Source organism: Halalkalibacter oceani (assembly GCF_023715605.1).
GTDB lineage: Bacteria > Bacillota > Bacilli > Bacillales > Bacillaceae_D > Halalkalibacter > Halalkalibacter oceani.
The window spans coordinates 25,487-48,425 of the sequence record NZ_JAMBOL010000025.1 but is presented as its reverse complement, the minus strand read 5'-3'; the positions used below and the strand labels follow the sequence as shown (position 1 = coordinate 48,425).

General features: G+C 46.4%; 18 protein-coding genes and 1 rRNA gene. 8 read left to right on the top strand and 11 right to left on the bottom strand.

All coding sequences use genetic code 11. From position 1 onward, the window contains the following. The 11 genes from M3202_RS18230 to dnaA form a co-directional block, all read right to left on the bottom strand. Positions 1-94: ribosomal RNA gene (locus M3202_RS18230) — 16S ribosomal RNA — on the bottom strand; the annotation flags it as partial. Positions 95-388: 294 nt separating this feature from the next. After that, positions 389-1,363: an NAD(P)-dependent alcohol dehydrogenase gene (locus M3202_RS18225; RefSeq protein WP_251224674.1), complete on the bottom strand. Its 975-nt coding sequence runs from the start codon at positions 1,361-1,363 to the stop codon at positions 389-391. Between the two features lie 72 nt (positions 1,364-1,435). After that, positions 1,436-4,075, bottom strand: coding sequence for a winged helix-turn-helix domain-containing protein (locus M3202_RS18220; RefSeq protein WP_251224673.1), 2,640 nt, complete (start codon positions 4,073-4,075; stop codon positions 1,436-1,438). A 111-nt stretch (positions 4,076-4,186) separates the two neighbouring features. Then, positions 4,187-5,275 (bottom strand): HD-GYP domain-containing protein, encoded by a 1,089-nt coding sequence (locus M3202_RS18215; protein WP_251224672.1) that lies wholly within the window; start codon positions 5,273-5,275, stop codon positions 4,187-4,189. Between the two features lie 119 nt (positions 5,276-5,394). Continuing rightward, complete coding sequence (gene gyrA / locus M3202_RS18210; protein WP_251224671.1) at positions 5,395-7,914, bottom strand: DNA gyrase subunit A; 2,520 nt, start codon at positions 7,912-7,914, stop codon at positions 5,395-5,397. A gap of 24 nt (positions 7,915-7,938) precedes the next feature. Further along, positions 7,939-9,879, bottom strand: a complete 1,941-nt coding sequence (gene gyrB / locus M3202_RS18205; protein WP_251224670.1) for a DNA topoisomerase (ATP-hydrolyzing) subunit B — start codon at positions 9,877-9,879, stop codon at positions 7,939-7,941. A 52-nt stretch (positions 9,880-9,931) separates the two neighbouring features. Beyond that, entirely contained in the window at positions 9,932-10,207 is a 276-nt protein-coding gene (gene remB / locus M3202_RS18200) for an extracellular matrix regulator RemB (RefSeq protein WP_251224669.1), read from the bottom strand. A 19-nt stretch (positions 10,208-10,226) separates the two neighbouring features. Further along, positions 10,227-11,339 (bottom strand): DNA replication/repair protein RecF, encoded by a 1,113-nt coding sequence (gene recF / locus M3202_RS18195; RefSeq protein ID WP_251224668.1) that lies wholly within the window; start codon positions 11,337-11,339, stop codon positions 10,227-10,229. 11 nt (positions 11,340-11,350) lie between these two features. After that, positions 11,351-11,566 (bottom strand): S4 domain-containing protein YaaA, encoded by a 216-nt coding sequence (gene yaaA / locus M3202_RS18190; RefSeq protein WP_251224667.1) that lies wholly within the window; start codon positions 11,564-11,566, stop codon positions 11,351-11,353. Between the two features lie 214 nt (positions 11,567-11,780). Next, positions 11,781-12,917: a DNA polymerase III subunit beta gene (dnaN, locus tag M3202_RS18185; RefSeq protein WP_251224666.1), complete on the bottom strand. Its 1,137-nt coding sequence runs from the start codon at positions 12,915-12,917 to the stop codon at positions 11,781-11,783. 177 nt (positions 12,918-13,094) lie between these two features. Then, positions 13,095-14,450, bottom strand: coding sequence for a chromosomal replication initiator protein DnaA (gene dnaA / locus M3202_RS18180; protein WP_251224665.1), 1,356 nt, complete (start codon positions 14,448-14,450; stop codon positions 13,095-13,097). A 637-nt stretch (positions 14,451-15,087) separates the two neighbouring features. On the opposite strand from dnaA, the gene rpmH reads away from it, so the two are divergent. The 8 genes from rpmH to noc all read left to right on the top strand — a co-directional run bounded on the left by rpmH (position 15,088) and on the right by noc (position 22,678). Next, positions 15,088-15,225 carry a 50S ribosomal protein L34 gene (gene rpmH / locus M3202_RS18175; protein ID WP_003323480.1) on the top strand — a complete coding sequence of 46 codons (138 nt, stop codon included), beginning with the start codon at positions 15,088-15,090 and terminating at the stop codon, positions 15,223-15,225. Positions 15,226-15,326: 101 nt separating this feature from the next. Beyond that, positions 15,327-15,695, top strand: coding sequence for a ribonuclease P protein component (gene rnpA / locus M3202_RS18170; RefSeq protein ID WP_251224664.1), 369 nt, complete (start codon positions 15,327-15,329; stop codon positions 15,693-15,695). A gap of 175 nt (positions 15,696-15,870) precedes the next feature. Further along, a complete protein-coding gene (gene spoIIIJ / locus M3202_RS18165) occupies positions 15,871-16,644 on the top strand; it encodes a YidC family membrane integrase SpoIIIJ (RefSeq protein WP_251224663.1) in 774 nt (257 codons plus the stop codon). Then, positions 16,641-17,267 carry an RNA-binding cell elongation regulator Jag/EloR gene (gene jag, locus M3202_RS18160; protein WP_251224662.1) on the top strand — a complete coding sequence of 209 codons (627 nt, stop codon included), beginning with the start codon at positions 16,641-16,643 and terminating at the stop codon, positions 17,265-17,267. The genes spoIIIJ and jag overlap by 4 nt, the downstream gene beginning before the upstream one ends. Before the next feature lie 361 nt (positions 17,268-17,628). Next, positions 17,629-19,005 carry a tRNA uridine-5-carboxymethylaminomethyl(34) synthesis GTPase MnmE gene (mnmE, locus tag M3202_RS18155; protein ID WP_251224676.1) on the top strand — a complete coding sequence of 459 codons (1,377 nt, stop codon included), beginning with the start codon at positions 17,629-17,631 and terminating at the stop codon, positions 19,003-19,005. Positions 19,006-19,028: 23 nt separating this feature from the next. Beyond that, positions 19,029-20,915: a tRNA uridine-5-carboxymethylaminomethyl(34) synthesis enzyme MnmG gene (gene mnmG / locus M3202_RS18150; RefSeq protein WP_251224661.1), complete on the top strand. Its 1,887-nt coding sequence runs from the start codon at positions 19,029-19,031 to the stop codon at positions 20,913-20,915. A gap of 14 nt (positions 20,916-20,929) precedes the next feature. Next, the gene (rsmG, locus tag M3202_RS18145) at positions 20,930-21,643 is read left to right on the top strand and encodes a 16S rRNA (guanine(527)-N(7))-methyltransferase RsmG (protein ID WP_251224660.1); all 714 of its coding nucleotides are present in this window, start codon (positions 20,930-20,932) and stop codon (positions 21,641-21,643) included. Between the two features lie 195 nt (positions 21,644-21,838). After that, the gene (noc, locus tag M3202_RS18140) at positions 21,839-22,678 is read left to right on the top strand and encodes a nucleoid occlusion protein (RefSeq protein ID WP_251224659.1); all 840 of its coding nucleotides are present in this window, start codon (positions 21,839-21,841) and stop codon (positions 22,676-22,678) included. Positions 22,679-22,939: the final 261 nt, after the last annotated feature.

Below are 22,939 nucleotides of genomic sequence, written 5' to 3'. Positions count from 1 at the left end.
TCCCGAAGGAATCAATCAGGTTCATCCGCTCGACTTGCATGTATTAGGCACGCCGCCAGCGTTCGTCCTGAGCCAGGATCAAACTCTCCATAAAAATGGTGAGCTGATTAAGCTCTTACGTTAATAAATTGACAGTCGCTTCACCCTGCATCCTGTGCAGGCTCCGCTGACTTTTTTGTGGTGACATTCGTCACCTTTTTCGCTTGGCTTTTGTTCAGTTTTCAAAGAACTCGTTGTCGTTTATGGCGACTTAATTATCATATCAAATACCGACTCGCTCGTCAATACTTTTTTTAATTAAGAGTTCATCCGTCATTGGCGACAAGAAATAATATAACATATTTTAAAAGAACAATGCAACACTTTTTTCATAAATATATTTATCCCGTCATGAGTTTTCGCTTGCTTTCGCCATCGTAATGACGACATTACCTTTCTTATGGCCTTTTTCTACATAACGATGAGCCTCCACTATTTTTTCTAAAGGATAACAGCGATCAATAACCGGTCTGAAAGCGCCGGTCTCCAACAACTCCTTTAACGTGATAAGATGATCTGTTCTCTCAGCAGAAACTCCGGAGATTACTTTCGTACGAGTCGTTATTGAAGCAGTGACACTTTGCCACATTTGCGAAAGCCCGCTAGCCCCCAAAATCAATCGTCCGTTTTTCTTTAACCGTTTTTGGCTGGAGAGGACAGATGCTTTCCCTACCGTATCAAAGATCATGTCATACTGTTCATCACTCGCGGTGAAGTCTTCTTTTTTGTAGTCGATAACATGATCTGCGCCTAATGATCTGACTAACGCGACATTCTCTGTACTGCAAACCCCTGTAACGAGCGCACCATAATGTTTGGCGAGCTGGACTGCAGCTGTCCCGACTGCTCCGGAAGCTCCATAAATGAGCACATTCTGTCCACTTTCTATATTCGCCTTTTTTAAAAAATGCAGGGCGGTTAATCCGCCGAAAGGAACAGACGCAGCTTCTTCAAAAGAAATAGCAGGCGGTTTGAATGTTAAGACTGCTTTTTCAGGCAGGCTTATATAGTCAGCATAAGCACCGAATGTCATTCCCGTTACGCCAAAAACGGCATCTCCGGCTCTGAGTCCGCTGACATCTTGACCGATCTCCTCCACCACTCCAGCGAATACCCCGCCTAAGACCGGCCTTCTCGGTTTCGTCAGCCCAAAGAAGAACCTGACAGGAAACGGCTCTCCCTTTCGCATACGCCAATCAGCTGAATTTACGGCGGTAGCCAATATTTTAACGACTATTTCCTCTCTTTTAGGTGCAGGCTTTGTCACTTCTTCAAGCCGGAGAACGTCCGGCGGCCCATAACTCTCACAAACGATTGCTCTCACTAGATCACACCTCTCCCTTTTCTCCCTAACATACTGCTTTATCGCGAGGCTGTGCAGCTACTAAAGTATGGTTTACATCAATCCTAAATCGCGGGCGCGGGCGACCGCTTCTGTTCGCCTTTGAACGTGCAGCTTATCAAAAATATTACGATTATATCCTTTTACCGTGCTCAACGCGAGAAACAGCCTGTCGCAAATTTGACGATTGGACAATCCTTTGGCGATCAGCTGCAGCACTTCCACTTCACGTGCAGTCAGAGGGTCGGGTAACGGCACAGCTTTTGCACCGCTATTTTCGCTCGTACGCTGTTCTGCACGACCAAGCAAAAGCAATCTTTGTCCATAAGGTGTCAGCAAACCTTGAGCCGCTGCTTCCGCTAACAAATTAACGATTGGCAGCCCTTCATCAAGAAAAAGCCGGACAAAGCCGTGTGGCTCGGCAATCCGCAAAGCATGCTTCAACGTTTGCAGCGCCTGTTTCTGTTCGCCGCGAGCGTGGAAAATAAGCGATTGAAGGATCTCTGCTTTAAGCTGTTCATCCTGCCATTCGTTTTCCACCACGTACCTGCGCCATGCCGTTAAGGTCTTCAGTGCCGTATGCGTATCTCCTGACGCGAGCGACACACGGGCTTGAAGGAGAGAGTGATCGATTGAATCAGCTAATTGAAGAGCGGCAGGCAGCTCCCCGTGCAGCAGCAGGATGCGCCCCCGCAAGGCCACAATAGCCGGCTGCAGCTTGTCGTACTGCTCCTGCCGGGCGATTTGCTCAAGCTCAGCCAACCGGGCTGAGGCCCCTATTGTATCTCCTCCTGTCAGCTGAAGCTGTATAAGAAACAATTCACACGCTGCAGCTCTGTCTGAGTTTTCGACTTGCCTCGCCAATTGTGCCCCTCTTTTGCCATGCTGAATAGAAGTGTTGACATCATTCCATTCATAGAAAATCCTCGCTAAGCCAAGATGCGCCTCACACGCTGCCGGGAGGGACGGTTGGCCGGCAAGCTCCAGGGCGTTCTGATACGTTCGCGCCGCCGGTTCAAGCAGCATTTCACTTTCCTGAACATTGCCCAGTCCGATTGTCGCCATAAGCGTAATCATCGAATGCCCAAGCTTCTTGCTGCTGGATATCGCCTCTGTATACGCCCGGCTGGCAGCGAGACGCTTCCCCTGAAGCTGATACGCGTAGCCAAGCGTCCAGGAAGCGGCCGTCCGAACGGGTACGTTGTCCGGACGCAAATAGCGCAGCGCCTGTTCGGATTGGTGAACAATCGTCTCAGCCTGATGCAGACTGACCGCTGCAGTCGCTCTGATCACGGCAATATGCCCAAGCAAGTTTCGATTGGCAGCATTTTGCTCAGCGTCTAGCAAAGCTGCTTCCGCCACCTGCAGCTTTTTCTCGATTCCAGTTAGTTGGCTGATGAACAATAATGCTGAAGCGTGTGCGACCATTAATGCCGGCCGCTCAACGAGTACGGCGGCAGGCAATGACTCCAACCAGTTTAAGACTGGCGTCACAGCTCCACGAAAGTGCAGCGGCATTCCTCCTCCGTCCATCAGCCGGCTCGCCCGCTCGATATCATTCGCCGCGGCGGCATGCTGAAAAGCCTCCAGCTCCAGGTCATGCTGTTCAAACCAGATACTCGCTCTTTTGTGCAGGCATGACTGCTCTGCTTCTGCCCCTTTGGCAGCGGCAAATTTCTTTCGTAAAAGATCGGCAAAAAGATGGTGGTAGCGATACCAGCATTTTTCATCATCCAGCGGAATGACAAACAGATTGAGCCTCGTCATCTGCTGCAACATTTCCTCGCTGCACTTCTCGTTTGGAAAGAATGTCCGTGCATCGAGAACGGCATCACAAAGGGATGCACAAAATCGTTCAAGAATCGAGGTTCGCAGCAGAAAGTGCTGCATGCTCTCTGGCAGCTGTTGCCACACCTCCTCTACCAAATAATCAAAAATAAAGGAATGTGTGCCGGTAAACGAGTTGATAAAATCAGTCTTGTTCTCCGCATCGCGCAAGGAAATCGCCGCCAATTGCATTCCGGCAATCCAGCCCTCCGTACGTGATTCAAGCAAGGCTGACTCTTCTAGTGAAAGATCGATATCCATCGCATCGGCAAAAAACTGAAAGGACTCGTTTTTGGTGAAGCGCAAATCAGATCCACGCAGTTCGGTTACGTGATCACGCGCCCTTAACCGTGCGAGAGGGAATGGTGGATCTTCCCGAGTGAGAAGGACAACGTGCATATTGGACGGGAGATGGGTAAGCAAAAAGAGGAGAATCTGATTAACGGAACCGGCAGCTACAAGATGGTAATCATCGAGCACGAGAAGGAAAGGACTCTCCATTTTCCCGATGTCATGAAGCAAAGAGGTCAAAAGGAATTCAGTTGAAGGGGATTGGGGAGTTTGAAGCAGCTTCATCAGCTGATCACCTGTCTTTTCTTTGATCGTTTGCAAAGCGGCGATCAGGTAAGTGATAAAGCGTTTTGGATCACAGTCTTCTTTATCTAATGAAAGCCAGGCAGCAGGACGCCCACATTGGGAAAGCCATTCGCTTGCTAGCGTTGTTTTTCCGCAGCCGGCTGAAGCAGAGATCAAGGTCAGTTTGCGGTGCAGTCCTTTGTTTAAGCGTTCTATTAAGTGGAGACGAGAGACTGCATTAGGTGGACAGGACGGAATAAAGAGTTTAGTGGAAATAAGCGCATCTTTCATTTGAATCTTCTCACCATCCTAAAAAAACTGTTGGGCTCGCTACATTTTTATAGAGAGGCGCGCGGGGTGCCCCTCTCTACAATAAGTAGTGTGAACGAAGGACGTACGGGATTATTTCTTTACAATCTCTTCAATATGAAGCTTTGGTTCCTGCACGAGCTGAATAATGGTATTGTCACTAAGCTTGACCATTGGTCTCGTTGGCGCCTGCTGATCAAAAAAGATGACTTCCGCCTCTTGACCGGATGACAAGCGGACCCGACTGCCAATCGTACTTTGAACTAAGCTTTGAACGAGCATTTCAACAACTTTTGTTTCAAGCTTTCCAAACCGCTCCTTCTCGATTTCTTCCAACACTTGAAAAGGGGAACGTTTTGGCCGGTAATGACGCTCTGAGATCATCGCATGATACATATCGGCGACAGCCACAATTTGACTGAACAAATGAATTTTTTCCGCAGACACCCCTAATGGGTAACCGCTGCTATCATACCGTTCATGATGCTGCAGCACCCCAACTAATATCGAATCGGTAACACCAGGGACACCTTTCAGCATTTTATAGCTGTAAATAGGATGCTTTTTCACTTTTTCATATTCTTCCTCGGTCAAAGAACCTGTTTTCCTTAAAATCGCTGAAGGGAGCTTTGCCATTCCTGCATCGGACAACGCCCCACACAAACCGACCTGGATCGAGCGTTCCTCAGTCAGTCGTAATTTTTTCCCCAGGAAAGCTGATAGGATTCCAACATAAACGGAGTGATGATAAAGATAATCCGCTTTATTATTCAAATGGTGGAGATGAAGCAAATAATCAGGTGAATGGTGGATTTTTTCAAATAGCGATTCAAAGAGTGATCTGACCGCAGACATATCTACCGCTTTTCCTTCTTTCCATGATTCGAAAAGCTTTTTGTACATTTTGACGGCTGAGAGATAGTCTTCTCCTACATCCGTTTCCTTTGACGCTGTCTGTTCTTCTTCAACCGCCGGCTCTTCTTTCACTGCGCCCGGAACAAACGTCTTGCCATCGGCGAGCCGCGGTCTTACCTCAACGGTTTCCACCAAAAAGGCTTTTAAAAATTCCAGATGCTCTTCATTCAAAACCGTGTTCCTCTTCACTAATGGAACTTCTGTTAAGCCCGGCACATCTTTTGACATCACGCACCCTGGTTGAAGCTGTGCTACTTTCACTTCCATCCCCGCTCATCTCCTCTTCTTTGAACCTTATCTTCTTTCTATTATATCGGCACATCGAAAAAAGAGCTATACGTCATGGCATAAAACAGCCTGTCCGTATAGCCCGAAAAATGAAAATATTATTCGTTACCGTCTTCTTCAATTCCTTCTTCTACTTTTGCTACTTCTTCATTTTCCTCTGGTTGATCCGCTTCTGCCTCTTCCACATCTTCCTCGTCTTCGATATCAACCCGGGCGACAGTCGCCACTTCTTCGCCTTCATCGACACGAATTAACATCACACCTTGCGTATTCCGTCCGGTCGTAGAAATTCCTTCTACTTGCGTCCGGATAATCACGCCGCTGGCGGTAATAATCATAATGTCATGATCTGCCGAAACGACCTTCAAAGAAACGAGCGGGCCATTTTTTTCGGTGATGTTACATGTTTTAATTCCTTTACCGCCACGGTTTTGAATCCGATATTCCTCAATTGGCGTCCGCTTTCCGTACCCTTTTTTCGTGACGATTAACACATCATGTCCTTCAACGACCATATCCATTCCGACGACACAGTCATCATCACCGAGCGTAATCCCGCGCACTCCGGCTGCCGTTCGTCCCATTAGACGGACATCCTGCTCATGAAAGCGAATCGACATCCCCTGCCTTGTGCCGATAATGATTTCCTGGTTGCCGTCAGTCAGACGGACACCATGAAGCTCGTCCTCATCGCGCAGGCTGATGGCGAACAATCCACCGCGACGGATATTGGCAAACGAAGACAGTTCTGTCCGCTTGGCGACCCCTTGATTTGTCAGGAAGAACAAATAGGCGTCATCTCTAAACTCTTCAATCGGAATAACCGTACTGATGTATTCACCCGGCTCAATTTGTAAAAGGTTGATAATCGGAATCCCTTTCGCCGTCCGGCCTAAATCAGGAACCTCGTACCCTTTCAGGCGATACACCTTCCCTTTGTTTGTAAAAAAGAGAATCGTATGATGGGAATTCGTCGTGAAAAGATGCTGAACAAAATCATTATCATTTGTCCCCATCCCTTGAATTCCTTTTCCGCCCCGCTTTTGACTGCGGTAAGTGGAAATCGGCATCCGTTTAATATAGCCGTGATGGGTAATCGTCACGACAATATTTTGCCGTGGGATCAGATCTTCATCCTCTAAATGATCCTCGCTCATCGAGATGACCGTACGGCGCTCGTCATTAAACTTCTCTTTAATCGCTGTCAGCTCTTCTCTGATGATTTCAAGAACCTTCTCCTCATCAGCCAAAATCGCTTTTAATTCAGCGATTCTTTCCATCAGCTCTTTATACTCGTTTTCGATTTTATCCCGTTCCAAGCCTGTTAAGCGCTGAAGCCGCATATCGAGAATCGCCTGCGCCTGCTCATAGCTCAACGAGAAACGCTCCATTAAGCCGTTGCGGGCAATTTCCGTCGTTTGCGAGGAACGAATCAGGCTGATCACTTCATCAAGATGATCTAACGCGATTCTTAACCCCTCTAAAATATGGGCGCGCGCTTCCGCCTTGCGCAGCTCGAATGCCGTGCGCCGACGGATAACTTCAATCTGATGCTCGAGGTAATACTCGAGACATTGCTTTAAGTTGAGCACTTGCGGATGCCCTTTGACAAGCGCCAGCAAATTAATCCCGAAGCTTGACTGCAAAGCCGTTTGCTTATACAGATTGTTGAGCAGCACATTGGCATTGGCATCGCGCCGCAGTTCAATCACGATTCGCATTCCATTCCGGTCGGACTCATCACGAAGATCTGTGATTCCATCAATCTTCTTATCGCGCACCAGTTCGGCGATTTTCTCGATCAGCTTTGCCTTGTTTACTTGATAAGGCAATTCGTGAACAAGAATCCGGCTTTTGCCATTCTGCTCCTCGATTGCTGTTTTCGCCCGCAGCGTGATTGAGCCTCTCCCCGTTTGGTAGGCGCGGCGGATTCCGGAACGGCCTAAAATTTCAGCACCGGTCGGAAAATCAGGCCCTGGAATATACTCCATCAACTCTTCGACCGTAATCTCAGGGTTATGCGACAAAGCGAGCACCCCATCAACCACTTCACCTAATTGATGCGGAGGAATATTTGTCGCCATCCCAACGGCAATTCCTGACGCTCCGTTCACGAGCAGGTTCGGAAAGCGCGCCGGAAGTACGACCGGTTCTCTTTCCGATCCATCATAGTTATCTGTATAATCAATCGTATCTTTGTTAATATCGCGCACTAATTCCATCGAAATCTTCGACATCTTCGCTTCAGTGTACCGCATCGCTGCCGCTGCATCGCCATCGACTGAACCGAAATTACCGTGACCATCAATCAGCATGTAACGGAAGCTGAAATCCTGCGCCATTCTAACCATCGTCTCATACACAGCGGAATCACCGTGCGGGTGATACTTCCCAATGACCTCACCGACAATACGTGCTGACTTTTTATAAGCTTTATCAGGCGTCATTCCTAATTCATTCATCGCAAACAAAATCCGGCGGTGTACCGGCTTCAGTCCGTCTCGGACATCAGGAAGGGCGCGACTGACGATAACGCTCATCGCGTAGTCCATAAAGGACTCTTTCATTTCCTGACTTATATTTATCGGTTTTACTTTCGATTGATCTTGCTCAGCCATTTGTATTAACCTCCATCTTCACGCCTAGACATCGAGATTCTTGACATACTGCGCATTTTCCTGAATGAAATCACGGCGCGGCTCTACTCGATCTCCCATCAAAATCTCAAAAATTTCATCCGCCTTCATCGCATCCTCTAACGTGACTTGAAGCACCGTCCGATGCTCGGGATCCATCGTCGTCTCCCAAAGCTGAGTCGGGTTCATCTCACCAAGACCTTTATAGCGCTGAATGCCGACTTTGCTGCGGTCCTCGACTTTCTTTAAAGCTTCCTCCAGCTCTTTCTCACTGTATAAATAGCTGACATCCCGGCCCACGGTCAGTTTGAAAAGCGGAGGCTGGGCAATATAAATATAGCCCTTTTCAATCAACGGCCGCATATAGCGGTAGAAGAATGTCAGGATCAGGGTGCGGATATGGGCTCCGTCAACGTCGGCATCCGTCATAATGATCACTTTATGGTAACGCGCTTTTTCAATATCGAAATCATCGGAAATACCCGTACCGAGCGCCGTAATAATCGCCCGGATTTCATTGTTGGCAAGAATCTTATCCAATCTCGCCTTCTCGACGTTCAAAATTTTTCCCCGAAGCGGAAGAATCGCTTGGAAATGACGGTCCCGCCCTTGCTTCGCCGAGCCGCCCGCCGAGTCGCCCTCAACGATATAAACCTCACTGATCGAGGCATCACGCGACGAACAGTCGGCAAGCTTCCCCGGCAACGAGCTGACTTCAAGGGCGCTTTTTCTTCTTGTTAATTCACGCGCTTTTTTAGCCGCTTCCCGGGCCCGGGAGGCCATCAGCCCTTTTTCAATAATCTTGCGCGCGACCTGCGGGTGTTCATTCAAAAACCGCGAAAAATGCTCGGAGAATAACGAATCGGTAATTGTCCGGGCTTCACTGTTTCCTAATTTCGTTTTCGTCTGCCCCTCGAACTGCGGATCGGGAATTTTCACAGAGATAATCGCCGTTAGTCCTTCTCTTACATCTTCCCCGGTTAAATTCGGATCATTTTCTTTGAAGAGGCCATTTTTTCGGGCATAGTCATTAATAACCCGCGTCAATCCTGTTTTAAAGCCGGATTCATGCGTCCCGCCTTCATGGGTACTGATGTTGTTCGCAAAGGAATAAATATTGCTGCTGTAGCTGTCGTTATATTGAACAGCAACCTCAACAGCTAAGCCATCCTTTTCACTTTCAATATGAATCGGCTCTTCGTGTAACACTTCTTTCGACCGGTTAAGATGCTGGACAAAGGAAGCAATCCCGCCTTCATAGTGATAGGTGGCTTCTTTTTCTTCTTCACGCTTATCCGTAATTTTGATCGTTAATCCTTTATTAAGAAAAGCCAGCTCACGCAGGCGTGTCGCGAGCGTATCGAAATCATATTCCGTCGTTTCCGTAAAAATCGTCGGGTCAGGCTTAAAATGAATGATCGTCCCAGTCTTGTCGGTTTCCCCGATCACCGATAAATCGGCAGCCGGCACCCCTAATTGATATTTTTGATAATGAATCTGGCCTTCACGGTGAACCTTTACTTCCAGCTCTGTCGAAAGAGCATTTACAACAGAAGCTCCGACTCCATGCAAACCGCCCGATACTTTATAACCGCCGCCGCCAAACTTTCCGCCGGCGTGCAAGACGGTCATAATCACTTCAACAGCTGGACGGCCCATTTTTTCCTGAATTCCAACAGGGATCCCGCGTCCATTATCTTCCACCGTAATGCTGTTATCTTCTTCGATCGTGACGTGAATCGTATCACAATACCCGGCCATCGCCTCGTCAATGCTATTATCTACAATCTCCCAAACCAAATGATGCAATCCGCGAGCGCTTGTAGAACCAATATACATCCCCGGCCGTTTCCGTACCGCTTCAAGTCCTTCTAAAACCTGAATCTGACTTTCATCATAGGATTGTTGTTCAGGATGTTGTTCATTCGTCACCTTGTTCACCTTCATTCTCATTTATCTATCAAATCTATTGCAAAAATCACTTGCCGTCAGGTCTCTCTCATTCAGCTTCTTTCTCGAAGGCATAGTCTGTCATCGTTTTTCCCATCGCCCGCCGATTCAGCGTCAAAGAAGAAACCGGAGAATAATAGATGTCGTTGTCTGTAATAACGATTGATTTAATATAATCAGCTGAAATGATCGTTTTTGCCTTGCGGGCTTCTTCTTCTTTCAGATAGGTTTTTGTTATCGAGGAATGCTCTTGGACATCGCGATTTAATATAGCAATAATATCTTTTGAACGGATCAGCACATCGCCGCCTAAATGAATAAACACCGGTCCACCGCCTCCCCAATCATCTTTTTTCCACCGTGCCTTCTGTCACTTCAAATACAGCCGCCTGCTTTAGCGTCTGTTCATCAATTCCTTCCACGCTTGTCGTTGTCACAAACGTCTGGACTTTATCCTGAATCGAGCGTAACAAATGGGACTGACGATAATCATCAAGCTCAGAGAGGACATCGTCCAGCAAAAGGAGCGGGTACTCCCCAACCTCGGCATAAATCAATTCAATTTCGGCTAATTTAAGAGCAAGCGCGGTTGTTCGCTGCTGACCTTGCGAGCCATATGTTTGAATATCATGCCCGTTCACCCGAAAGCTGAGATCATCCCGTTGCGGCCCAAAAAGGGTGACACCGCGTTGAATCTCCTTATCCCGCTTTTGTTTATACACTTGATAGAGTTCTTCTTTTATGTTCGACAAATCCATCTCGTCTGATACCTCTCCCGGGGGAACATAGCTGATTTCGAGCTTTTCTTTTCCCCGGCTGATATCGTAATGAATCGGAAAGGCCCATTCCTGCAACCGTTTCACAAAAGCGAGCCGGCGACTGATCACCTCTGCCGCCAGTGCGACAAGCTGATCGGTCAGAATATCGAGCATCTCACCTGAGCCTTTTCTCGCCTGAAGATCCTTCAACAGATGATTGCGCTGCACAAGGACTTTCTGATACAGGCCGAGATGATACAAATAGACCCGGCTAATCTGACCAATTTCCATATCAAGAAACCTTCTGCGGACTTGCGGGCTTCCTTTGACCAGCCCGAGGTCCTCCGGCGCAAACATGACGACATTCGCCGCCCCTACATACTCACTTAATTTGCGCTGCTCAAGCCCGTTGACCTTGCCTTTTTTCCCTTTCAGCGACAGGATCAACTCCAATTCAAAAGGACCCGTCCTTCTTGCGAAATGCCCTTCTATCCGTGCAAATTCCTCCCCCCAGCGGATAAGCTCCTTGTCCTTCGTCGTCCGGTGGGATTTGGCCAAAGCGAGAACATAAATCGCTTCCAGCACATTCGTTTTCCCCTGTGCATTTTCCCCAAGAAAAATATTTACGGGTTGTTGAAATGATAAGGCTGCCTGATCATAATTGCGGAATTGCCGAAGCGTAAGCTGCTTTAAATCCAAAGGGAGTCCCCCTATTCCGCTGCAATTTCAAATTCTGTTCCATCGGCGAGCGTCACTGTATCGCCCGGGCTGAGCTTTTTTCCGCGCCGGTTTTCTTCCTCTCCATTCACCCATACCACATGTTCAGCAAGATACCACTTTGCCATGCCGCCCGTGTCTATGATTCCTGCTTCTTTTAAAAATTGTCCCAGTGTTATGTACTCCGTCGAAATGGAGATTTGGTTCATTTCATCACTCTTTTCTGCATGAACTCGTTGGCGTATCAAAGGGAAGACAGCAACTCACCGTATGATTTGCTGTCTTCATAAAATCACGTCATTAGATTATCTTACTTTATATTGTACTAAACCAAAGCTGACTAGCCAAGTCTTATTGTGAGAGTCGTCCCGAATCATCGCGGGAATTTTAAGAAAAACGCCTCTGGCTTCGTTCCTAGCTGCTTTAATAGGTTCTTACCGGTGAAAAGAGATGCAAATAATTGTCATGATCAATCGGTTTGATGACGAACGGGCTCATCGCCCCGGTGAACATCACATGAATGTCCTCACTGTCAATAACCTTCAACGCATCAATGACATTTTTTCCGTTAAATGAAATCCTCATCTCTTCCCCGTCAATTTGCGCGTCGATATGCTCCGTAACCTTTCCGACCTCCGGTGAAATCGAAGTCACCTCAACCTGACCGTCCAATGTTTTTAAGTTAATTACATTGTTTTTTCCTTCTCTTGATAAGAGCAGCGCCCGCTCCAATGTGTGCAGAAATGACTTCGTCTTTAAGTGAAGCGACGTTTTCGACTGAGTCGGAATCATACTTTTCGTAACCGGATATTTCCCCTCCAGCAATCTTGAGAAAAAGAGCAGATTCTCCATTTTGAACAAAACTTGATTCTCCGTCACAACGACATCAATTAAGTCATTAGAATCATCAATAATTTTGCTAAGCTCAATCAAGCTCTTCCCAGGAATAACAACATTTTCAAATGAAAGGGAATTATCGTTCTTTTCGATTTTCGCCTTTCTGATCGCCAATCGGTGACTGTCTGTTGCAGTACAGATTAACTCTCCTTCCTCGGTCTCCAAGTTTACACCTGTCAACACCGGACGTGTTTCCTGAGTGGACACCGCAAACACCGTTTGCCTGATCATATTCTTCAGCATATCTTGCGGCAGTTTAAAAAGAAGATCCTCCTCAAGCTGCGGCAGACGTGGATATTCCTCTGGATCAAGGCCGTTTAAATTAAATACGGAAGAACCAGAACGAATCGTCGTCGCAAACTGATCGGTGACGCTCACTTCAATATCCTCACCAGGTAATTTCTTTACAATTTCCGCAAAAAAACGGGCCTGTAACACGATGCTGCCAGGCTGTTGGATCGTCACGATTTCTGAATCGGCATCCTCTTTTGGAATAAACGTTTCGATCGAGACATCCGAGTCACTGCCGGTCAGCGTGATTCCATCCTCTGTCGCCACAATTTTAATTCCCGTCAAAATCGGAATGGTCGTTCTTGATGAAACGGCTTTTGCTACATGCTGGACATCTTGAACAAATCGATCACGCGTAATTGTAAATTGCATTCTGAAAAACTCCTTATAATTCATTAATATTTTTGATAAAAAGTAGAAGTACTAGTAATAGGGCCTGTGGATTTGTGGAAAACTGATAAAAAGAACGAAAAAAGCAGCCTATCCACATGTGGGCAGTATGTTGATAGGCAAGTAGACATTATCCACAATTCACACAAAATAAAAAAGTTAAGAAGTACGAAGCTGGTCCATTAAATCCTGAATTTTCGCCTGGAATTCCTGATCACTTGCTAGCAAAGCGGAGATTTTTTCATGGGCATGAATCACCGTCGTATGGTCTCTGCCGCCAAATTCGCTTCCGATTTTAGGAAGGGAGGCATCTGTCAGCTCTCTCGATAAATACATGGCGATTTGTCTCGGGAAAGCGACGGATTTTGTTCGTTTTTTTGCTTTGAAATCCTCCAACTTTACATGATAGTGCTCACCGACAAATTTTTGGATGTCGGTGATCGTCAGCACCTTCGGCTTCGAATTCGGAATGATGTCCTTTAATGCTTCAGCGGCCAGATCGGCATTCATATCCTGATTAATGAGAGAGGAATAAGCGACGACCCGGATTAAAGCTCCTTCCAGCTCGCGGATATTCGTGTCGATTTGATTGGCGATATAAAGCATGACTTCATTTGGAATATCAAGGTTTTCCGCTTTCGCTTTCTTACGTAAAATCGCGATTCTCGTTTCTAAATCTGGCGGGGTGATGTCGGTAATTAACCCCCATTCAAATCTGGAACGAAGCCGATCCTCAAGTGTCGGGATCTCCTTCGGCGGTCTGTCACTCGAAATGACAATTTGTTTTGATTCCTCGTGAAGTGCGTTGAATGTATGGAAAAACTCTTCCTGAGTTTGTTCTTTTCCCGCTAAGAATTGAATATCATCTATTAGAAGCACGTCGACATTTCGGTATTTATTGCGAAAATGGACGGCTTTGTTATCACGGATTGCATTGATAAATTCGTTCGTAAATTTCTCCGAAGATAAATAAACAACTTTCGCATTCGGGTTATGATCCATCACATAATGGCCGATCGCATGCATTAAATGCGTCTTTCCAAGTCCAACCCCTCCATAAATGAAAAGGGGGTTGTACGCTTTTGCCGGAGCTTCGGCGACTGCGAGTGAAGCCGCATGGGCAAACCGGTTCCCAGAACCGATTACGAACGTATCAAACGTATATTTATCGTTCAGCATCGTCTTCGTCACATGATTTGTTTGGCCATTGTCCTGCACGGGCCGCTTCTTGGGCACCGGCTCAATCAGAAAGCTTTCCTCCATTTCATTTTGAGGAATGACAAATTTAGGCTGGAGTCTGGTTCCTGTCAGCTGTTCAATCGTGTCAGAGGTTAAATCAGCATAATGATCTTCAAGCCAATCACGGGCAAATTCATTCGGCGCCGTAATAATAATGACGTCGTTTTGGATGTCATTCGCCTTTGTCGCTTTTAACCATGTCTCAAAACTAGGCTTGCTGACCTTTTTTTCAATTTCAGCAAGAGCCTGGTTCCATAAATCATGGATGTTTTCCAAAAGTTTCGCCTCCTTGTCCTTTTTTCAATACAATACCAAACAAGCATCTACCGTATGTATAAGGCGATGAACGATTCAAACCGCTTAGCTGTTCAACCTTTGTACAATCATGAGATGCGTTCGTATAAATATACATATGCACATATAATGTGAAAAGGATATAATATAGTAGAAAAACGTCGCGAAGTTTTTTTTGAACAGGCTGTGGAGAAAAAAACTCACAAGATAAAAAAGATGTCCACAACGTTACCCACAGACTGTGGACAAGATTGTGACCGTGGATTGCTGTCCACGAGTGAAAACAACTTAATCATAGCAAAAAAACGCTTGAGTGGCAACGCTTTGTTGCATTTATCCACATAACACAGCATCTTGTGTTCAAATGATATCCACAGCACAAGATATGTGAACAAGTTGTCAGTATTTTTGTGGAGAAGTCGGATTGTGTCGAGAAATGATTATCCACAAGAGATAAAATGTAAAAATTGCTAGAAGGATTGTAAAGAAATTTAGTAGACTGTTAAAATGGAAAGAGGGAAAGAAACAAGTTGAAAAGGTTTCTTGACAACTGCACCTAATGTTCCTTATAATTTACAAGAATGTCTTTTTGAATAGTATCCTCAGGGAGGTGTAATAAATGGGAAAACCAACATTTCAACCGAATAATCGTAAGCGTAAAAAAGTCCACGGTTTCCGTGCGCGTATGAGCACTAAAAACGGCCGTAAAGTGTTAGCGCGTCGTCGTCGTAAAGGAAGAAAAGTTTTATCTGCATAGGCCACTGAATGTCAGTGGTCTTTTTCTTCATGTTTATCTTGAGGCCATGTCGCTGAAAGAGGGAGGAAGAGAGAGACGCTGGCAAGTAAGGAGTGAAGAGGTTGAAAAAAAAGCAGCGGATTAAAAAGAATGAAGATTTTTCTCTAGTTTTTAAGCAAGGTCATTCCGTTGCGAATCGACAGTTCGTTCTTTATATCCTGCCAAAAGAGGGACAAACCTGTTTCCGATTAGGTTTGTCAGTAAGCAAACGTGTCGGAAACGCGGTTACCCGGAACCGAATTAAGCGTTATGTGCGGGAAGTGTTTCAGGCAAAGCGGGAGCAGCTTAAGGCAGGGGCTGATTATGTAGTGATTGCGAGAAAACCGACGGCAGAGATGAATTTACAAGAAATCGAGCAAAGCATGCTGCATGTGCTGAGAAAGGCCCGTGCGTTAAAACAAAGAACGTCAAAGCGGGAGAGTGACAAGTAGTGGAAGCTGAACAAAAAGAGCTTGCTGCTGCGTTTGTTACAGGCCGAGGATGAAAGAAAGCTCCTTTCAGCCAGCTGTAGAGGCCCGGCACGATGCATTTAAGAAAAGCGCGACCGCGTTTTTCTGTAAAGCGTTAACATATAGATGAAAAGAAGCGAAACAAGGAGGAGAACACGTGCTCAAAAAATTTGGCTTGGTTGCGATGATGGTTGGGCTGCTTGTTGTCATGACGGGCTGCTTCGATGTTGACCAACCAATTAATGAAAATAGTGAGGGTTTTTGGGATTCTTATCTTGTTTACCCTCTTTCATGGGTAATCATTTACTTTGCCGATTTATTTAATGATGACTTTGGGTTATCGATTGTTGTCGTGACGATTTTGCTGCGGCTGTTAATTTTGCCGTTAATGATTAAACAGACGAAGAGCGCGAAGGCGATGCAGGCGATTCAGCCTGAAATGGCCAAGCTGCGTGAAAAGTACAGCGCGAAGGATCAGAAAACACAGCAGAAGCTCCAGCAGGAAATGATGGCGATGTTCCAGGAAAAGGGCGTTAACCCGTTAGCGGGCTGTCTGCCTTTATTAATTCAAATGCCGATCTTGCTTGCCTTTTATCATGCGATTATGAGAACGGAAGAAATTGGCGGACATCATTTCCTCTGGTTCGCGCTTGATGCTCCGGATCCCTATTACATCTTGCCTGTTGTCGCCGGTATTACGACGTTTATCCAGCAGAAAATGATGATGGTTCCGGACAATCCGCAAATGAAAATTCTATTGTATATGATGCCGATTATGATTTGTGCGTTTGCTATCTTCTTCCCAACAGCGCTTACTTTGTACTGGGTAGTTGGTAATATCTTTATGATAGTTCAAACCTATTTCATAACTGGACCGAATGCCGGCAAATCCAAAGTGGCTGAGGCCAGTTCGGGAGGCAAAAAGAAGTGAAAAAAGTGATTGTGTCAGGAAAAACGATAGATGAAGCTGTCGAGAAGGCGATCAATGAATTACAGACAACAAGAGACAGGCTGTCTTATCGTGTTGTTCAGGAACCTCAAAAAGGTTTTTTCGGTATTCTTGGTTCAAAGCCTGCGATGATTGAAGCACATCTTTTACCTGATCCAGTCGATGTCGCGTTTCAGTTTTTGGAACAAACAGTTGCGTTGATGAAGGTAAATGCGACCCTTACGAAGGACGATGCGGGAGAGCATATTGTCTTTAATCTATCAAGCGAAGAAGAACTTGGCCGTCTGATCGGCAAACGGGGACAAACGCTTGAATCATTAGAGTATTTGACGAATCTTGTCGCGAACCGCCAGGATGGAACGTATACCCGGATTGAGCTTGATGCAGAAAACTACCGTGAACGCCGCAGGCAAACATTGGAGCAATTAGCCGAACGGGTTGCGTATAAAGTGAAAACAACAAAAGAGCGTGTTTCGCTTGAACCGATGAATGCCCTTGAACGGAAAATCATTCATACGACGTTGCAGCGGGTAGAAGGAGTCGAAACTGTCTCAGAAGGAAAAGGGCTGAAGCGTCATGTCGTCATTCAGCCTCATCAATCGTAACTAAATGAAAGCAGGCTGTCTCCAATTGGTGATCTTCCGTCCGAAAAAGAGACAGCGGCTTACTGCGCAATGTGCAGACTCCGTTTCGGGGGTGTGCCAAAAGGAGAATCAGCCCTTTTGGCACACCCCTTAAGCAATGTGTGGAGCCGCTGCAAACTTTTGCAGCCGATTGCAGCACTGTGCAGCAGCCTGTTCATGGTAATTCCACTCATGCTGTGCTATTCTAATCTTTTAGATGACAGGTTTCCGGTTGCTCTTTGCCGGACCTGATAAAGACGGATATGTATGAAATGAAGCGAAGCAACCGAACAATAGATAAGAACGTAATGAAGATAATGAAGCGAGGAGGAGGTGAGTGAGCATGCAATCTGATACAATTGCAGCGATCTCGACCGCATTGGGAGAAGGAGCGATCGGAATTGTCCGCTTAAGCGGAGAGGAAGCGATTTCGATTGCGGATAAGATGTATAAAGGTAAGGACGCGCTTGCGGAAGTCGCTTCTCATTCGATTGTGTACGGTCATATTATTGATCGCACAACGGAAGAGCTGATCGAAGAAGCGATGGTGTCGGTGATGAGGGCGCCGCGGACGTTTACGAGAGAAGATGTCGTTGAAATCAATTGTCATGGTGGCTTGCTTTCCGTTAACCGGGTCCTCCAGCTCGCGCTGAAAAATGGGGCGCGTTTAGCAGAACCGGGTGAATTTACAAAACGGGCCTTTCTTAATGGGAGAATTGATTTGTCGCAAGCTGAGGGGGTAATGGACCTTATTCGCGCCAAAACCGACCAGGCGATGAATGTTGCCTTGAAGCAGGTCGAAGGAAGGCTCTCGACAAAGGTCCAAGTGCTGCGCCAGGCTTTATTGGAGACCGTCGCCCATGTCGAGGTGAATATCGATTACCCGGAATATGACGCGGAGACGATGACGCATGCGCTTTTACGGGAAAAAGCGGAGTTTGTAAAGAATGAAATCGACAAGCTCCTTCGTACGGCGGCACAAGGGAAAATATTGCGTGAAGGACTTTCGACGGTGATTATCGGACGTCCGAATGTCGGCAAATCTTCCTTATTGAATAGTCTTGTTCATGAAAATAAGGCAATCGTCACCGATATTCCCGGCACAACGCGGGATGTAATTGAAGAGTATGTCAATGTCAGGGGGGTACCTCTACGGCTTGTCGATACAGCAGGAATCCGGGAAACCGAGGATATCGTTGAAAGAATCGGCGTCGAACGGTCGCGTCAGGTGTTAAAGGAAGCTGACTTGATCTTGCTCGTTTTAAACTATGGCGAGGAGCTTTCGCCTGAAGACCGGGCGTTGTTTGAAGCGGTGGCCGGCATGAATGTGATCGTCATTGTCAATAAAACGGACCTGCCGCGGAAAATAAATATGGAAGAGGTTCGGGAATTAGCTGAAAAAGAGCAGCTTGTCACGACCTCCCTTCTTCATGATGAAGGAGTAGATCAGTTGGAACAGGCGATCGCTGAGTTGTTTTTTGGCGGAGGCATAGAGAGCGGAGATATGACCTATGTCTCCAATTCCAGGCATATTGCCTTGCTGGAGCAGGCAAAAGCGACGATTACAGACGCACTGGACGGAATAGAAGCCGATGTCCCGATCGATATCGTGCAAATCGATATTACGCGTACATGGGAGCTGCTCGGTGAAATTATTGGTGAGAGTGTACAGGAAAGCTTGATTGATCAGCTTTTTTCACAGTTTTGTCTTGGGAAATAGAAGATATAAGGAGGTAGTTGAAAATGAGTTATGATGGTGGTCATTTTGACGTGATCGTCATTGGAGCCGGCCATGCAGGTGTCGAGGCGGGGCTTGCCTCTGCAAGAATGGGCGCGAATACGCTTATGCTGACGTTAAATCTTGATGCCGTGGCGTTTATGCCATGTAACCCTTCTGTAGGAGGCCCGGCAAAAGGGATTGTTGTCCGGGAAATTGATGCGCTTGGCGGTGAAATGGGCAGAAATATCGATAAAACCCATATTCAAATGCGAATGCTTAATACGGGGAAAGGCCCGGCAGTAAGAGCGCTGCGGGCGCAGGCTGACAAATTCATGTATCAGCATGAAATGAAAAAGACGATTGAGGAGCAGGAAAACCTTTTGCTCAGACAGGGAATGGTCGAGCGTCTGATCGTCGAGGATGGCGTCTGCCGAGGAGTAGAAACGAATACCGGAGCAAAGTATTATGCCAAGGCTGTTGTGATTACGACCGGAACGTACTTGCGCGGAAAAATTATCCTCGGGGAGCTGGCGTACGAAAGCGGGCCGAACAATATGCAGCCGTCTGTGCAGCTGTCTTACCATTTACAGGAACTCGGGTTTGACATGGTTCGCTTTAAAACGGGCACACCGCCGCGTGTGAACGGGAGCACGATCGATTATTCGCAGACAGAAATTCAACCGGGAGATGACCAGCCGCGGGCATTTTCCTATGAAACGACGAAGTATATTACCGATCAGCTTCCGTGCTGGTTAACGTATACGAGCGAGGAAACCCATCAGATCATTTCCGGCAATTTAAATCGTTCGCCGATGTATTCCGGGGTCATTGAAGGGACGGGACCGCGTTATTGTCCATCAATAGAAGATAAGATTGTTCGCTTTTCGGATAAGCCGCGTCATCAAATCTTTTTGGAGCCTGAAGGACGCAATACATCTGAAGTATATGTACAGGGGCTGTCAACGAGCTTGCCGGAAGACGTCCAATTAAACATGTTAAAAAGCATTCCCGGGCTGCAGGAAGTGCGGATGATGCGTCCTGGTTATGCGATTGAGTATGATGCGATTGTGCCGACGCAGCTCTGGCCGACATTGGAAACAAAAGCTGTTGAAGGCTTGTTTACCGCCGGCCAAATTAACGGAACATCCGGTTATGAGGAAGCAGCCGGACAAGGAATTATGGCAGGCATTAATGCAGCCCGCAAGGCAAAGGGGGAGGAGGGCGTTATTCTTGACCGCTCTGATGCCTATATCGGCGTCCTCATTGATGACCTTGTCACAAAAGGAACGAATGAGCCGTACCGCCTGCTGACATCACGGGCTGAATATCGCCTGCTTTTACGCCATGATAATGCCGATCTTCGTTTGACAGAGCTTGGTCACCAAATCGGACTCATTCCAGACGAACGATACGAGCGCTTTTTGGTGAAGAAAGCGCAGATCGAGGCGGAGAAAAAGCGGCTTGAATCGATTATCGTCAAGCCATCGCCCGAGCTGGCTCAACTGTTGGAAGAAACCGGATCAGCACCGTTGCAGGAAGCAGTTCGCGCGACGATGCTCTTAAAGCGCCCAGAGCTCGGCTACAAGGATGTTGCTAAAGTGATTGAGCCGCCGTCAGAGACGTTGAGTGAGGATGTTACGGAGCAGGTTGAAATTCAAGTGAAGTATGAAGGGTATATTGAAAAGCAGCTTCAGCAAGTGGAGCGAGCGCAAAAGATGGAAAACAAAAAAATCCCAGAAGATCTTGATTACTTTGCGATTAACGGTCTTGCTTCAGAGGCTAAGCAAAAACTGAGCGAGGTTCGACCGCTGTCCGTTGGTCAGGCTTCTCGTGTATCCGGTGTGAATCCGGCGGATATTTCCATTTTACTCGTTTATTTAGAACAAGGCAGATTGGCAAAAATCCAATAAAACGGAGCGAACGGATGAGTAAAAAACAATTTATACCTTTATTAGAAGAAAAAGGAATAAGGCTGTCGACGAAACAGGAAGAGCAATTCTTTTCGTATTTTCAGCTGCTTGTCGAATGGAATGAAAAAATGAATTTGACGGCGATCACTGAAGTCGATGAAGTATATATGAAACATTTTTATGATTCCTTGTCGGCTGCTTTCTACTATTCCTTTCAACCGGGTCAGCGCTTAATTGATGTTGGCGCTGGTGCCGGTTTTCCAAGCATTCCGCTCAAGATTCTTTTTCCTGAGCTGCATGTCAGCATTGTTGATTCCTTAAAGAAACGAATCCATTTTTTAGAGCATCTTGCCGCGGAATTGGAGCTGACGGATGTGTCATTTTATCATGATCGTGCGGAAACATTTGGTCAAAACCCTTTGCACCGTGAGGCCTACGATATTGCCACTGCCCGGGCGGTGGCGAGAATGTCGGTTTTGGCTGAGCTTTGTTTGCCGCTGGTGAAAAAAAATGGCGACTTTTTGGCGATGAAAGGGGCAGGAGGAGCAGAAGAGGTGGCTGATGCTTCCAAGGCCTTATCATTGCTCGGAGGGGAAGTTGTGTGCGACTATCACTTCCGCCTGCCAATTGAAGAAAGCGAACGGCATATTATTCATATTAAAAAGAATAAACCTACACCGAAGAAATACCCGCGCAAACCTGGAACACCGAATAAAGCGTCTTTATAAAAAAGATGTTTCACGTGAAACATCGACTCATTGTTTCACAGGCTGCTGCAAAGCAACTTTTGGCATAGCCTCACGGAAATTTCACTTGACGGTATCTTATGTGAGCGATATAAAAGAACTAGAGAGAAAAGCAGGACATGATCAACAAATGTCGAATGTAGAAAGACGGTTACTATCAGAAGGTGGTGTCAGGCGATGAAGCAACCGTTTTCCCGCCTTTTTGGCTTTAGTGATAAGCAGGAAGAGGTTGAAGTGAGTGGGAATGAAGAGGTAAAGCAGCTTAAAATTACCGAGATTGTTCCTAATCGTTTTCAGCCCCGGACCGTATTTGACCAGGAGCGAATTGATGAGCTAGCCCAAACGATTCGTACCCATGGTGTCATTCAGCCAATTGTGGTCAGAGAACGTGACGGAAAGTATGAAATCATTGCAGGGGAAAGAAGATGGCGAGCTGTAACGTCACTCGGATGGGAAACGATCCCTGCCATTATAAAAGAATTTAATGATTCCCAGACGGCTTCTATAGCTTTAATTGAGAATCTCCAACGAGAAGGGTTGACGGCGATAGAAGAAGCGGTCGCTTATGCGAAATTAATTGAAATCCACGGATTAACCCAGGAAAGCTTAGCCCAACGATTAGGAAAAGGCCAATCAACGGTTGCCAACAAGCTGAGATTGCTTCACCTTCCGGAAATCGTACAAACAGCTATCATGAACAGGGACATATCAGAACGGCATGCGCGCGCGTTATTAGCCTTAAAGGATCAACAGCTTCAAACTAAGCTTTTGGATGAAATAAAAGAAAAGCAATTGAATGTGAAACAGACAGAAGAGAGGGTCAAACTCCTTCTTGAGGGACAACCTGCCCCGAAAAAGAAGCCAAAAAGAAAGTCCTATTCTAAGGATATGCGGATTGCGATGAATACGATCAGACAGTCAGTTGATATGGTCATGAAAAGTGGGTTACATGTCGATACAGATGAAGAAGAACATGAGGAATTCTATCAATTCACCATTCGCATTCCAAAGAAATAAAATAGAGAATGGGGCGAAAGGTTGTTTTAAGCAATGAATGTAACCGTCACGATCTTCTAAAGCCCGTTGTGAGTAGGTTTCTCACAACGGGCTTGTGGCGAGGATAGCCATTCCCAACAGATTAACTTGATTCTATTATTTATTTTTGGAAGAACGTTCAGGAAGTAGTATCGTTCTGGATGTTGTCTCCCCTGACAAAAAAGATTGTCGGGGGTTTTTTTAAAAGGTTGAAGCTGAAAAGACGATAATTGGTTATTTTGA